Annotated in this window: 13 protein-coding genes; 8 read left to right on the top strand and 5 right to left on the bottom strand. The window is 71.6% G+C overall.

Annotated elements, in window-relative coordinates; translation table 11 throughout:
- Nucleotides 1-166 precede the first annotated feature (166 nt).
- Together ACH4S8_RS31735 and ACH4S8_RS31740 are read right to left on the bottom strand one after the other, a co-directional pair.
- Nucleotides 167-457 (bottom strand): hypothetical protein, encoded by a 291-nt coding sequence (locus ACH4S8_RS31735; RefSeq protein ID WP_398400136.1) that lies wholly within the window; start codon nt 455-457, stop codon nt 167-169.
- A 15-nt stretch (nt 458-472) separates the two neighbouring features.
- Nucleotides 473-1,090 (bottom strand): hypothetical protein, encoded by a 618-nt coding sequence (locus ACH4S8_RS31740; RefSeq protein ID WP_398400138.1) that lies wholly within the window; start codon nt 1,088-1,090, stop codon nt 473-475.
- Nucleotides 1,091-1,214: 124 nt separating this feature from the next.
- Between ACH4S8_RS31740 and ACH4S8_RS31745 the strand changes: the two genes are divergently transcribed.
- Nucleotides 1,215-1,796: a DUF6817 domain-containing protein gene (locus tag ACH4S8_RS31745; RefSeq protein WP_398400140.1), complete on the top strand. Its 582-nt coding sequence runs from the start codon at nt 1,215-1,217 to the stop codon at nt 1,794-1,796.
- Nucleotides 1,797-1,964: 168 nt separating this feature from the next.
- On the opposite strand, the gene ACH4S8_RS31750 is transcribed toward ACH4S8_RS31745, so the two are convergent.
- Nucleotides 1,965-2,342 (bottom strand): DoxX family protein, encoded by a 378-nt coding sequence (locus ACH4S8_RS31750; RefSeq protein WP_398400142.1) that lies wholly within the window; start codon nt 2,340-2,342, stop codon nt 1,965-1,967.
- Between the two features lie 112 nt (nt 2,343-2,454).
- On the opposite strand from ACH4S8_RS31750, the gene ACH4S8_RS31755 reads away from it, so the two are divergent.
- Entirely contained in the window at nt 2,455-2,967 is a 513-nt protein-coding gene (locus tag ACH4S8_RS31755; protein ID WP_398400144.1) for a MarR family winged helix-turn-helix transcriptional regulator, read from the top strand.
- A gap of 218 nt (nt 2,968-3,185) precedes the next feature.
- Nucleotides 3,186-3,908: a VOC family protein gene (locus tag ACH4S8_RS31760; RefSeq protein ID WP_398400146.1), complete on the top strand. Its 723-nt coding sequence runs from the start codon at nt 3,186-3,188 to the stop codon at nt 3,906-3,908.
- 180 nt (nt 3,909-4,088) lie between these two features.
- Here ACH4S8_RS31760 and ACH4S8_RS31765 read toward each other — a convergent pair whose 3' ends face one another.
- Nucleotides 4,089-5,021, bottom strand: coding sequence for an EamA family transporter (locus ACH4S8_RS31765; protein ID WP_398400268.1), 933 nt, complete (start codon nt 5,019-5,021; stop codon nt 4,089-4,091).
- Between the two features lie 52 nt (nt 5,022-5,073).
- Between ACH4S8_RS31765 and ACH4S8_RS31770 the strand changes: the two genes are divergently transcribed.
- Both ACH4S8_RS31770 and ACH4S8_RS31775 read left to right on the top strand, forming a co-directional pair.
- Nucleotides 5,074-5,598 carry a MarR family winged helix-turn-helix transcriptional regulator gene (locus ACH4S8_RS31770; protein ID WP_398400148.1) on the top strand — a complete coding sequence of 175 codons (525 nt, stop codon included), beginning with the start codon at nt 5,074-5,076 and terminating at the stop codon, nt 5,596-5,598.
- 52 nt (nt 5,599-5,650) lie between these two features.
- Nucleotides 5,651-6,349 (top strand): VOC family protein, encoded by a 699-nt coding sequence (locus tag ACH4S8_RS31775; protein WP_398400150.1) that lies wholly within the window; start codon nt 5,651-5,653, stop codon nt 6,347-6,349.
- Between the two features lie 272 nt (nt 6,350-6,621).
- On the opposite strand, the gene ACH4S8_RS31780 is transcribed toward ACH4S8_RS31775, so the two are convergent.
- Nucleotides 6,622-7,143, bottom strand: coding sequence for a hypothetical protein (locus ACH4S8_RS31780; RefSeq protein WP_398400152.1), 522 nt, complete (start codon nt 7,141-7,143; stop codon nt 6,622-6,624).
- A 122-nt stretch (nt 7,144-7,265) separates the two neighbouring features.
- Between ACH4S8_RS31780 and ACH4S8_RS31785 the strand changes: the two genes are divergently transcribed.
- From ACH4S8_RS31785 to ACH4S8_RS31795, 3 genes are all read left to right on the top strand, one after another.
- The gene (locus tag ACH4S8_RS31785) at nt 7,266-8,393 is read left to right on the top strand and encodes a MerR family transcriptional regulator (RefSeq protein WP_398400154.1); all 1,128 of its coding nucleotides are present in this window, start codon (nt 7,266-7,268) and stop codon (nt 8,391-8,393) included.
- A 392-nt stretch (nt 8,394-8,785) separates the two neighbouring features.
- Nucleotides 8,786-11,422, top strand: coding sequence for a rifamycin-inactivating phosphotransferase (rph, locus tag ACH4S8_RS31790; RefSeq protein WP_398400156.1), 2,637 nt, complete (start codon nt 8,786-8,788; stop codon nt 11,420-11,422).
- A gap of 169 nt (nt 11,423-11,591) precedes the next feature.
- The gene (locus ACH4S8_RS31795; RefSeq protein ID WP_398400158.1) at nt 11,592-12,275 is read left to right on the top strand and encodes a TetR/AcrR family transcriptional regulator; all 684 of its coding nucleotides are present in this window, start codon (nt 11,592-11,594) and stop codon (nt 12,273-12,275) included.
- Nucleotides 12,276-12,304 lie beyond the last annotated feature (29 nt).

Below are 12,304 nucleotides of genomic sequence, written 5' to 3' on the forward strand. Positions count from 1 at the left end.
CACCGGGCAGGGTCCCGCTCCGCCGGAACGCCACCGCGACGCTCCGCGTCGCCATCACAAGATTCGTTTCACCCCCGGCCTGAAGGCCGGAGCACTGCGAATGAATCCCGGTAGCTCCAGGTAACCCGCTGGACAGCTCCCGACAGTCCGCCCACCCGTCGCGGACTTACCGAAGAGCGTCCGGCGCCGGAGTGAGCAGGTCCTGATACGGCTTGAACTGGAACTGAAGCGGCGGAGCCACGTCCCCGAAGGACTCGGTGAACGCCCGCGGCAAGCGGGCCAGTTCGCGTCGGATCCGGTCCGCCCTTCCGTCGCCGGCGAGGCCGGGCGCGAGTGCGGCGCAGACCCGTACGCCCGGATGCGGGTCGGTCAGCCAAGGGCGCGTGTCCCCGCCGAGGTGACCGATGGCCATCAAGATGGTCGCCACCTCGTACGAGGAGTCGGCCGCTCGGACCATCGACGTCAACTGTGCTCACAACGAGGGAAGTTGGCCCGAGGCTGAGGGATGCCGGGCCAGTGAGCCGACGGCCGCGGTGGCACACGTCCTGCGGCCGGCCCGTTCGGACGCGAGGTAGGGAAGCGCCCGCCGCAGGAGTTCGGGAACCACGTCATAGCAGGCGAGCACCGCCTGATCGAGGACGAGTTCGCCCAGCCCCGTACCGTCCTGCCACATCCCGGCCCGGTCGGCGCGATCGGCATCGGCATCGATCGACAGATAGGCGTCGGTCCACGCTCTCAGCTCAGCTGCGCGGTCCTCGACCCGGGCCCGGGTCTCCGCGGCCCGGTCGCCGAGGTCGGCGGCGACGCCGACCGCATACAGATAGGCGAGCATCGCGTCCCCCAGCGAGGGATCGTCAGGCCCCAACCGCGGGTTGTCCAGCAGTTCGGCGACGAGCAGCGCGGTGGGCGCGGTCGAGGGCCAGGCCTTCCCCTCTTGTCGCAGCGTCGTCGACCACAGGTGCCCGTATCCCTCGACGAAAGCCTTCGCGTCGTCACCGAGGAGCGCAGCCAGATACCGAGGGGTGTCCGTGGCGGGCCCCGCGGCATGGAACAGCCCGCGCCAGTCCACGTCGTCCGTGCGATCAACCATGCAGGTGATGGTGTCACTGTTACGGCAGTGGGCGAGTTGGCCGTCTGGTTCATGCCGGCTCCGCAGTCGGCAGGGCGTCGCGCCGTATTGCGTCCGGCTTCCCGTCACGGCTACAACTCGCGACATGACCGAGCAACCGAACACCTCCACGCGCACCGACTGGTACGGCATCGAGGACTTCTTGCGCTCCAGGAACGCGGCAGCCCTGGCACACCCCGGCGGGACGTTGCTGGAGCATCTGCTCCGGGTCGGACACAGACTCGCCGACTGGGGTGCGCCGCGCGAGGTCCAGGTCGCGGGCCTGTGCCACGCGGCGTACGGGACCGACGGTTTCGCCGCGTCCCTGCTGGAACCGGAAGAACGCCCCCTCCTGGTCGCACACGTCGGAGAGCGGGCCGAGGCTCTGGTGTACCTGTACGGGAGCTGTGACAGGGCGGCCACCTACCCGCGCCTCGGCAAAGACCGGAGGCCGGTCTTCAAGGACCGGTTCACCGGCATCGACCACGATCCCGCCGTCGACGACCTGCGGGCCTTCCTGGAGATCACGGCGGCGAACGAACTCGATGTGTTCGAGCACAACAGGGAACTGGCCCTCCGTCACGCGGCCGGGCTGCGCCTGATGCTGGAACCGGTCCGTCATCTGCTGTCCGCGGGCGCGTGGGAGGCCGTGCGACGAGGACCCGTCACCCACGGCCCGACCGCGTAGGCCGTCCTGCGGACTTCCTGCGGACTTCCTGACATCCGGTACCGCGGGCGACGGCGCTCCTGCCACCCGACGTGTTTCCGCCGGCTTCCGGGCGGGGCCGGCGGAAACGCGTGCCGAGGGGCAGCCGCGTCGTCCGTGCCCGGGAGCCGGGTCACACCCTGACGTGGGTCAGAAGGAGTACGGGCCGAAGCGGCCCCAGGCCACGGCGGCGGCCAGGACCAGCAGGATCAGGTTCATCGCGGCCATCGGTGTCTCCCGACGGCGGGCGTGGACGACCGTGGCTCCGGCCATGACCAGCACCAGACCCAGCGCTGCCGTCGGCGTGAGGACCACCGCGATCCCGAGGGCCGCGGGCACCACGAGCCCGATCGCGCCGAGAACCTCCACCGCCCCGATCAGCTTCACCGAGCCCTCGCTCATGTCCTCCGCCCAGCCCAGGCCGGCCTCGGCCAGCTTCGCTTTCGGCTGCGCCAGCTTCATCAGCCCGGCGGCGAGGAAGGTGGCCGCCAGCACCCCGGCGAGTATCCACATCAGGACGTTCATCATGCTCCAGGTTCGCGTTTGACTTAAATCGTTAACTTGAGATTACGGCTCATGACTTAACGATGCAAGTCATGAGGGAGGGTGATCACTTCATACGTGAAGCTAGAATGGGGAGATGGAGACGCCACAGGAGCCGAACTGGCTGGACGACGAGGAAGACCGGGCGTGGATCGCCCTGGGCAGCGTGCTGATGCGGCTCCCCGCGGCGCTGGACGCGCAGTTGCAGCGCGACGCCGGGATCAGCCACTTCGAGTACCAGGTCATGGCCGGACTGTCGATGGTCCCGGAGCGCACCCTGCGCATGAGCGAGCTGGCGGCGTTCGCCGAAGGCTCGCTGCCCCGCCTGTCCCAGGTGGTCGGCCGCCTGGAGAAGCGTGACTGGGTGACTCGAAGCCCCGACCCCTCCGACGGCCGCTACACCGTCGCCACCCTCACCGACGACGGCTTCGAGAAGGTGGCCGCCACCGCCCCCGGACACGTCGCGGCCGTCCGCGCTTACGTCTTCGACGCCCTCACCCGTTCCCAGGTACGCCAGCTCACCGCCATCGGAACGCGCATCGTCGGCGCCGTCGACCCCACACACCCCCTGGTCAACGGCCAGGTCGACCGGCTTCGCCCGCAGAAATAGAGAGCGGCAGGGGCGGACGGGCACGAGCGGCGGCCCGTCCGCTCACCGGCCGGGGACGGGCCGCGACCGGGCACACCGGACAGAGCCGTGCCGGGCCCGCGCCCCGGCTCCAGCGCGGCAAAACCGGATGCGGACACCGCACGGCCGCCCCTAGGCTGCACGCGCGCGGAGAGACGAGACGCCGAATCGGCGGTCAGCGGATCGGAGATGCCCGGGGTATGAGCGTGCGACTGTTCGCCATCTGCTTCAACGCGACCCGGCCTTCGGACCTGGCCCGGTTCTGGTCCGGGGTCCTGGGCTGGGAGTCGACCGGTGCTCCGGACGGCGACGTCACGATCCTGCCGCCCGACGCCACCGGGTTCCGCGTCCGGTTCCTGCCGGGCCGGGAACCGAGGACCGGCCGGAACCGGGCACACTTCGATCTCACGAGCGCGTCCCCGGAGGATCAGCGGCAGACGGTGGCCCGGGTCCTGGAACTCGGCGGCACGCACCTCGACGTGGGCCAGCTGCCCGAAGAGGAACACGTGGTGCTCGCCGATCCCGACGGCAACGAGTTCTGCGTCATCGAGGCGGGCAACAAGTTCCTGGCCGACACCGGAGTCGTCGGAGCGCTGGCCTGCGACGGCACGCGAGAGGTCGGCCTTTTCTGGAGCGAGGCGCTGGGGTGGCCGCTGGTCTGGGACCAGGACCAGGAGACCGCGATCCAGTCGCCGGGCGGCGGTACGAAGATCACCTGGGGCGGCCCCCCGGTGGCACCGAAGACGGGCCCGAACAGGCTGTTCCTCGAGCTGGCGCTCACCGCCGACGCCGACGGGGACGCGGAGGTCGACCGCCTGGTCTCGCTCGGCGCGAAGCGTACGGCCACCGGCGAGGGCCACGGCGACCGGACCCTGCTGCTCGACCCCGACGGCAACGAATTCACCGTACGGCGGCGCGGATAGCACCGGCGACACGGGAGCATCGGAGGCACGGGGAGCATCGGCGGTACGAGGAGCACCCCTGCCCCGAGCGTTCGCCCCGCGCCCGTGGTGGCGCGTCGCCGCCGGGCCGCCCACCGGCGGGCCGCACGCGCCGTCCGGTCCGAGGACCGCTCGTCGCGAGTGCTCCCGCCGGTCCGAAAATCACTCGCCGCGGACACTCCGGCCGGTTCGAGGACCACTCGCCGCGGACGCCGGTGGGACAGGCGCGGCAGGGTGCCCGACCCGCGTCGCGCCGGAGCGCGCCCGCCCGGGCCGGCCCAGGACGACTCCGGCCAGGACCAGGGCCAGTCCGCCCAGCTGCTGCACGGTCAGCGCCTCTTCGGCGACCACGGTGCCGAGCAGGACGCCGGTGACGGGATTGAGCAGTCCGATCAGTCCGACGGTCCCCGTGGGCAGGTGCCGCAGCCCGGTGAACCAGGCGACGAAGGCCAGCGCGGTGGCGATCAGGGTGACGTAGGCGAACGCGAGGAGTGTCTGTCCGGAGAGCGCGGGCGGGCGGCCTTCCACCGCCGCGGCGACCGGAAGCAGGAACAGGCCCCCGGCGGTGAGCTGCCAGGCGGTCGAGGCGAGCACGTCGACACCGGTGTTCCACCGTTTGGCCAGGATGTATCCGAGGGACGACACCAGCATGGCGGCGGCCGAGGCCAGGACTCCCGGGACGCTCACCGCCTCCGCCCCCGAGAGCAGCATGAGGCAGACCCCTCCGAGTCCGGTCGCGGCGCCGGCCAGGTGGGCCGTCCGGGGGCGCTCGGACACCAGGGGCCAGGCGATGAGCATCATCGTCAGCGGGGCGACCGCCATGACGGTCGAGGCCACGCTCGTCGGAAGCAGCTGGGAAGCGGCGTAGACGAGGACGAAGAACACGCTCATGTTGAGCAGCCCGAGCACCGCGGACCGCCACCACCACGCGCCGCGCGGCAGCTGTCTGCGCACGGCGAGCAGCACGAGGCCGGCCGGCAGCGCCCGCAGGGCGGCTCCGTAGAGAGGCCGGTCGGCCGGCAGGAACTCGTGCGTCACGAAGTAGTTGGCCCCCCAGGCCACCGGCGCGACCGCGGTCAGTGCCACCCACCGCATATTAGCTTCCATGGAAGCCAATATAACTTCCCGGGAAGCTACAATGCGAGGCATGGAACACGGAGAACCTCTCGACCGCGTGGCCCGCATCCAGGCGGAGTGGCGTCGCGAGCGGCCCGACATCGACACCACCCCGCAGGGAGTGATCGGCCGACTGCACCGCCTCGCCGACCGGCTCGGCGAGGAACTCCGTCTCGTCTACGACCGCCACGGCCTGGGCGAGGGCGAGTTCGACGTCCTGTGCGCCCTGCGCCGCGCCGGTGAACCCTACGAGCGGGCACCCGGTGAACTCGCCGAGCACACCATGGTCACCACCGGCGCGATGACGAAGCGGATCGACCGCCTGGAGCGGGCCGGACTCGTCACCCGCCGCCGTTCCGCCGACGACCAGCGCGGCCGGATCGTCGCCCTCACCCGGCCCGGACGCGAACTCGTCGACCGGGCGTTCACCGACCACATGCGCAACGAACGCCGACTGCTGGACCTGCTGACACCGGCCGAGGCCGAGTCACTGGAAGCCCTGCTCACCGCTTGGCTCTCCCGCATGGACGGACCGCGTACGCCCGGCGACGCGTGACCGGTCCCGGGAGGTCGGGAGAATTGTCCGAAACACCCGATACGTTGGCAGCATGATCAAGGCAGAGAACAGGCACGAACGCATCCGTCCACTGCGTTTCCACGAGACCGCCGGTCTGGAGGACTGGCGCGTGGTCGGCGAGGGTGCGTGCGCCTACTTCCGTACCGGGTCGTTCGCACTCGGCGCCCAACTCGTGCGGGTCATCAGCGAGTTGCCGAGTATGGGGAACGACCACCCGGATGTCGACCTGCGCCGGGAGGGTGTGACCGTACGGCTGATCACGCTCACCGACGACTACTACGGACTGTCCGAGCGGCACATCGATCTCGCCGGGCAGATCTCGGCGATCGCGCGCTCGCTGGACATCACGGCCGACCCGTCCGCCGTCCAGACGGTCCAGGTCACCGTGGACGCGCTCTCCGGTGCCGACGTGATGCCGTTCTGGCGTGCCCTGCTCGGTTACCGGGACCGCGCGCGGAGCGACGAGGATCTGGTCGACCCGGGCGGCCGCGGGGCACCGTTCTCCTTCCAGCGGATGGACGCCCCACGGCCTCGGCGCAACCGCGTGCACATCGACGTGTGGGTGCCCTACGACCGGGCCGGGGCGCGGATCGCCGCGGCCCTGGCGGCGGGCGGCCGTCTGGTGAGCGACGCCGACGCCCCGTCGAACTGGGTACTGGCCGACCCCGAGGGCAACGAGGCGTGCGTCGGCGTGGCCGGTCCCCCCGAGCCGCGCGCCGAGCGTCCGTAGCCCCGTGCGGGCGGACGGGCCGAACCGGCGACGAGACGCTCGATGCCTCGCCGCCGGGGGACTCGCCAAGCTGCGCAAGGACCTCGTCGCGGGCGTGGAGAAGGGCCTCGTCGCGGGCGAGAAGGACGTGTTCGGCGCCGTCGACGTGATCCGGTCCAGGCGCGTCCGACGGCCCGGGCGACGGGCACGCGCGGCGCCTGGACCGACACCGTCGGGCCGGGCGCTGCCGACAGCGCGCGGCCGGTCTTCGCCGACAGCGCGGGAGCCGGGCTCTACGGGCGCGCGCCGGGGCAGTGGGCATCCTCCCGGGACCGCCACGAGAGCGGCGGTGCCGTGGTGCCGCGTTCGAGCAGCCAGGCCGTCGCCTCCACCAGTCCTCTCGCGGCGTCGAGGGGCGTCGTGAAGATCCGTGCCCGCTCGGCGAGCGTATGGCCCCCGCAGTCGGGTACCCGATCGCACAGGACCACGACCTCCGCCTCGACCTCCCAGGGAGGGCCCCAGCGAAGGTCCCAGGGGCATCGGCGGGGAAAGTACAGCTCGGCGCTGAAGCCGATCCCCTCCGACTCGGCGACACCGAAAAGGCCGGCCAGCACGACCCCCTCCACCCGGTGGAACGCGAGGCCACCGCCCGCCCGGCCCGCACCCGCACCCGCACCCGCACCCGCACCGAGGTACCGGGCCAGCGCCCGAACCTGCGCGTCCGCCTCGGACAGCGCATCACGGACCGTGCCGGGGTCCCGCACCTCCGGAAAGACCCAGCGCAGGTCGCCCTGGCCCAACGGGATCGCGTCCATGCGCCCGAGTCTGGCCCACCGGCCCGCAGGACCGGAAGGTGAGCGGCCTCACCGGCGCCACGCCGCACGGATCCGTCCCCTCGAGGCACCGAGCCCTTGACCCTCACGTGGCGTCATGCCGCATGGTCGGTGGCGTGGAGAAACACCTGACCGTGGGACGCGTGGCGGAGCTGGCCGGCGTGAGCGTCCGCACGCTGCACCACTACGACGGGATCGGCCTCGTACGGCCGTCCGCGCGGACCGCGGCCGGATACCGGGCCTACTCGGCGGGCGACGTGGAGCGGCTGCGGGAGGTGCTCGCCTACCGGCGGCTGGGCTTCGGATTACGGGAGATCGCGCATCTGGTCGACGACCCGGCCACCGACGCGGTCGCGCATCTGCACCGGTTGCGCGGCCTGCTGCTGGAACAGCGCGACCGCGCGGCGGCGACGGTATCGGCGATCGACAGGGAACTGGAGGCCGGGGCGATGGGGATCAGGACGACACCGGAGGAACAACTGACCATGTTCGGGGCGCAGTTGTACGACGTCATCGGGTCCGCCTATCCGGCGACGCGGCGGACCGAACCACGGATCGCCGCGCGGGTCTGGGATGCTCTCGGGGACGCGCGAACGGTACTGAACGTCGGTGCCGGCACGGGCTCCTACGAGCCCCCGGACCACGAGGTGACCGCGGTCGAGCCGTCGGCGGTCATGCGGGCCCAGCGTCCCGCGGGCGCGGCACCGTGCGTGGCCGCCGAGGCGGAGAGCCTGCCCTTCGAGGACCGGTCCTTCGACGCGGCGATGGCCTTCAGCACCGTGCACCACTGGCAGGACCCGATCGCGGGGCTGCGCGAGATGCGGCGTGTGGCCCGGCGCGTGGTGGTGTTCACGCACGACGGCAGCGACGCCGCATGGCGTGATCGGTTCTGGCTCACCCGCGACTACCTGCCCGAGGCCGCGGGCCTCGTCGCAAACTGGCCTTCGCTGGCCGAGCTGACCCGTGCGATCGGGGGGCGGGCGGAGCCGGTGCTCATTCCGTGGGACTGCGCCGACGGGTTCTTCGAGGCCCACTGGCGCCGGCCCGAGGCGTACCTGGACGAATCCGTGCGCCGCGCGGTGTCCGTATGGACCAGGGTCGGGCCCGAAGCCGAGCAGCGGGCGGTGACCAGGCTCCGCGAGGATCTGGCCTCGGGCCGGTGGGCCGAGCGCAACCGCGACCTCGTCGCCCTCGACACGGCAGAACTCGGGCTCCGCCTGCTCGTGGCCTGAGTCCGACGACGCGTACCCGCTCGCCGTGCACGGCTCGCTCCGTGCGAGACCTGCGAGAGATCGCGGGAGAAACCCGCGAGAGACCTGCCCGTCCGTTCGGACCGGACATGGCGAAGGCAAGGAGAGCCGTCTCCTTGCCTCTCTCAACGTATAGCGCACCGGGGGGCTTGCCGCAAGACCCCGGTCACGGCGCAGAATCGTCGGCCTGTGCCGCGACCCGCACGGGTCGGGCGTGCGCGCCGCCCGACTGGCGGAGCGGCCGGACGACTCGTCAGCGGGAAGGCAATCAGGGTGAGAACGTGCTCGACAAGAGCTTCGGCAAGGTGGGAGGAGCCGGTGATGCGATCGGCCGTCGCAGTGCGGCGCATGACCGCGGCCCCGGAGGTGGCACGGTGACCGAGCAGTACGGGCAGTACGGGCAGTACGTGTCGGACATTCACGAGGCCGACGAGACGCAGGTGGCGGTCGTCGGCGGCAAGGGCGCGCAGCTGGGCGGGCTGTCGCGGATCGAAGGCGTCGGCGTGCCGGACGGTTTCTGCGTGACGACGGACGCCTTTCGGCGGATCGTGGCGCAGGCGCCGTCGATCGACGACCGGCTCGATGAACTGTCCCGCGTGGACCCGGACGACCGGGAGGCGATCCGCACGCTCAGCGCGCAGGTGCGCCGAGCCATCGAGGAGATCGCCGTCCCCGGTGAAATCGCGGCGGCGATCACCGGCGCGCTCGCCCGGCTCGGTGAACGGTCCGCGTACGCCGTCCGGTCCAGCGCGACGGCGGAGGACCTGCCGACGGCCTCGTTCGCCGGCCAGCAGGACACGTACCTGAACGTCGTCGGGCCGGCGGAGGTTCTCCGGCACGTCAGCCGGTGCTGGGCCTCGCTGTTCACGGAGCGGGCCGTGACCTACCGCCGGCGGAACGGCATCGACGACCGCACGGTCCACATGGCCGTGGTCGTGCAGCGGATGGTCTTCCCGGACGCGTCCGGCATCCTGTTCACGGCCGACCCCGTCACGGGCAACCGGAAGGTCGCCACCGTGGACGCCGGCTTCGGTCTCGGCGAGGCCCTCGTCTCGGGCCTGGTCAACCCGGACGTCTTCAAGGTGCGCGACGGTGAAGTCGTCGCCAGGACGATCGCGGCCAAGCAGCGTGCCGTGCACGCCCTGCCGGCCGGCGGAACGCGAGAGGTGGCGGTCGAGGCGCAGATGCAGCGGCGACCTGCGCTGACGGATGCGCAGGTCGTACGGCTCGTACGGCTCGGGCGTCGGATCGAAGCGCACTTCGGGCGCCCGCAGGACATCGAGTGGTGCCTGGTCGACGACGGTTTCCGGATCGTGCAGAGCCGGCCGATCACGACGCTGTTCCCCGTCCCCGAGAGCACCGACCAGGAGAATCACGTCTACGTCTCCGTCGGCCATCAGCAGATGATGACCGACCCCATGAAGCCGCTGGGCCTGTCCATGTGGCGGCTGACGGCCATGGTGGCGATGCACGAGGCCGGCGGGCGGCTGTTCGTCGACGTCGCCCCGCGCCTGGCCTCGCCCGCGACCCGTGCCGCCCTCCTGGACGTCATGGGGAGAGGCGATCCGCTGGTGCGGGATGCGCTGGAGACCGTCCTCGGCCGCGACGACGTCGTCCCCTCTCCCCCGGACGCGGGCCCCGGGGCTCCTCCCACCGGCGGTGCGTCCGCCCCGGCCGAGGCCGATCCGACCGAGGCCGATCCGGCCATCGTCTCCGAACTGATCGAGCGCAGCCGGGCGTCCGTCGCCGCCCTGGAACGCGACATCCGGACGAAGTCCGGACCGGCCCTGTTCGACTTCCTGCTGGAGGCCTTCGAAGAGCACAAGCGGGTCCTCGGCGATCCGCTGAACATACGGGCGATCATGGCGGGGATGGAGGCCACCTGGTGGCTCAACGACAAGCTGTGGGAGTGGCTGGGCGAGAAGAACGCGGCCGACACGCTGACGCTGTCCGCCCCGGACAACATCACGTCGGAGATGGGACTGGAGCTGCTCGACGTCGCGGACGTGATCCGCCCGCACGCGGAAGTGGTGGCGTTCCTGCGGGGTGTTCGCGTCGAGGACGAGAACTTTCTGGACGAGCTGGTGAAGCTCGCGGGCGGGGCGGAGGCGCGCGACGCCATCGAGGGCTACCTCGACCGGTACGGCGTGCGCTGCGTCGGCGAGATCGACATCACGAGGCCACGGTGGAGCGAGTGCCCCGCCACGCTCGTGCCCGTGATCCTCGACAACGTCAGGAACTTCGAGCCGGGCGCCGCCCGGCGGCGCTTCGAGCAGGGACGGCAAAAGGCCGCGCAGAAGGAACAGGAGGTGCTGGAGCGCCTGCGGACCCTGCCGGACGGGGACCGGAGGGCCGACACGACCAAGCGGATGATCGACCAGGTCAGGGCGTTCGCCGGGTACCGGGAGTACCCGAAGTACGGCATCGTCCGCCGCACCTTCGTCTACAAGCGGGCCCTCCTGGCAGAGGCCGGGCGGCTCGTCCGGGCCGGCGTGCTCGCCGAGGCGGAGGACGTCTTCTACCTCACGTTCCAGGAGTTCCACGACGTCGTACGCACGAACCGGGTGGACGACCGGCTCGTGCGGCGGCGCAAGGAGGAGTTCCGGTCGTACCACGCGCTCACACCGCCCCGGGTGCTCACCTCGGACGGTGAGGCCGTCACCGGGGCGTACCGGCGCGACGACGTGCCGGCCGGCGCCCTCATCGGTCTGCCGGTGTCCGCCGGGACCGTCGAAGGAAGGGCACGCGTCGTCCTCGACATGGCGGAGGCCGATCTCGAAGCGGGCGACATCCTGGTCACGCCCTTCACCGACCCCAGCTGGTCGCCGCTGTTCGTCGCGGTCGCGGGTCTGGTGACGGAGGTGGGCGGCCTGATGACCCATGGCGCGGTCATCGCCCGTGAGTACGGCCTGCCGGCCGTCGTGGGCGTGGAGCGGGCCACCCGGTTGATCCGTGACGGCCAGCGCATCCGCGTGCACGGCACCGACGGGTACATCGAGATCCTGTCCTGAACCCAGCTCTGGGCGAGCCCTGCCAACTGGGCCGGAAAGTAAGCGGGTTGGTCGACCGGAATCGGTTGGCGGCCGGGTGTCCGGGGGCAGCGGTCCGCCGTCGGACACCCGGGCCCGGGAACAGCGGCTTCGCCCTGGTCGGGCCCGGGCGGGGTGCGATGATGGGGGCATGGGACGACAGAGGACCAAGCCGGCTCCGACGCCGCCGACCACCACGCGTGGCCGGCGTACTCGTGACGGCCTGATCCTCGCCGGCCGGGAGGTCCTCGAACAGCAGGGGTGGCCGGCGTTCAGCCCCGAAGCGGTGGCGCAGGCGGCAGGCGTCTCGTACGGGACGTTCTATACGTACTTCGAGTCCAGGGAAGACCTCCTGCGCCATGTGGTCCGGTCGGTCGCGGGCGAGATGTTCGCGTCCAGCCTGGTACCGCCGGACACCGCGGACGACCCCTACACGAAGCTGGTGGAGGCGAACCGTCTGTACCTGCGCGCCTGGGACAGGGCGTCGAAGGTGCTGCGGCTCGTGGACCAGGGGGCGGCCGCGGACGAGACCTTGCGGCAGATGGTCCTCGAGATCCGGGAGTTCTACGTCAGCCGTGCCACCAGGGGCATCCGGCGCCTGCAGGAAGCGGGGCTGGCGAATCCGAACCTGGACACCCGGCTGACGGCCCTGGCGCTGGGGTCGATGGTCGAGCAGGTCGCCCACGCGAGATCGTCCATGGACGAGCCGTACGACGAGGACACGGTGGTCGACCACCTCTCGCGTCTGTGGGCGGCGGCCATCGGGCTGCGCGGCGCGCCGGACGAGGGCTGGGCCGACCGTGTCGACGGCTCCGCGGGGACGGCCTCCGGCTGACGTACGCGGGCCGCCGCGTCCGGCTGACG

Source organism: Streptomyces sp. NPDC021080 (assembly GCF_044333225.1).
Classification (GTDB): Bacteria; Actinomycetota; Actinomycetes; order Streptomycetales; family Streptomycetaceae; genus Streptomyces.

Excerpts from the sequence above, each read along its gene's own strand:
- ACH4S8_RS31735 (WP_398400136.1), bottom strand. The coding sequence starts at position 457 with ATGGTCCGAGCGGCCGACTCCTCGTACGAGGTGGCGACCATCTTGATG.
- ACH4S8_RS31740 (WP_398400138.1), bottom strand. The coding sequence starts at position 1,090 with ATGGTTGATCGCACGGACGACGTGGACTGGCGCGGGCTGTTCCATGCC.
- ACH4S8_RS31745 (WP_398400140.1), top strand. The coding sequence starts at position 1,215 with ATGACCGAGCAACCGAACACCTCCACGCGCACCGACTGGTACGGCATC.
- ACH4S8_RS31750 (WP_398400142.1), bottom strand. The coding sequence starts at position 2,342 with ATGATGAACGTCCTGATGTGGATACTCGCCGGGGTGCTGGCGGCCACC.
- ACH4S8_RS31755 (WP_398400144.1), top strand. The coding sequence starts at position 2,455 with ATGGAGACGCCACAGGAGCCGAACTGGCTGGACGACGAGGAAGACCGG.
- ACH4S8_RS31760 (WP_398400146.1), top strand. The coding sequence starts at position 3,186 with ATGAGCGTGCGACTGTTCGCCATCTGCTTCAACGCGACCCGGCCTTCG.
- ACH4S8_RS31765 (WP_398400268.1), bottom strand. The coding sequence starts at position 5,021 with ATGCGGTGGGTGGCACTGACCGCGGTCGCGCCGGTGGCCTGGGGGGCC.
- ACH4S8_RS31770 (WP_398400148.1), top strand. The coding sequence starts at position 5,074 with ATGGAACACGGAGAACCTCTCGACCGCGTGGCCCGCATCCAGGCGGAG.
- ACH4S8_RS31775 (WP_398400150.1), top strand. The coding sequence starts at position 5,651 with ATGATCAAGGCAGAGAACAGGCACGAACGCATCCGTCCACTGCGTTTC.
- ACH4S8_RS31780 (WP_398400152.1), bottom strand. The coding sequence starts at position 7,143 with ATGGACGCGATCCCGTTGGGCCAGGGCGACCTGCGCTGGGTCTTTCCG.
- ACH4S8_RS31785 (WP_398400154.1), top strand. The coding sequence starts at position 7,266 with ATGGTCGGTGGCGTGGAGAAACACCTGACCGTGGGACGCGTGGCGGAG.
- ACH4S8_RS31795 (WP_398400158.1), top strand. The coding sequence starts at position 11,592 with ATGGGACGACAGAGGACCAAGCCGGCTCCGACGCCGCCGACCACCACG.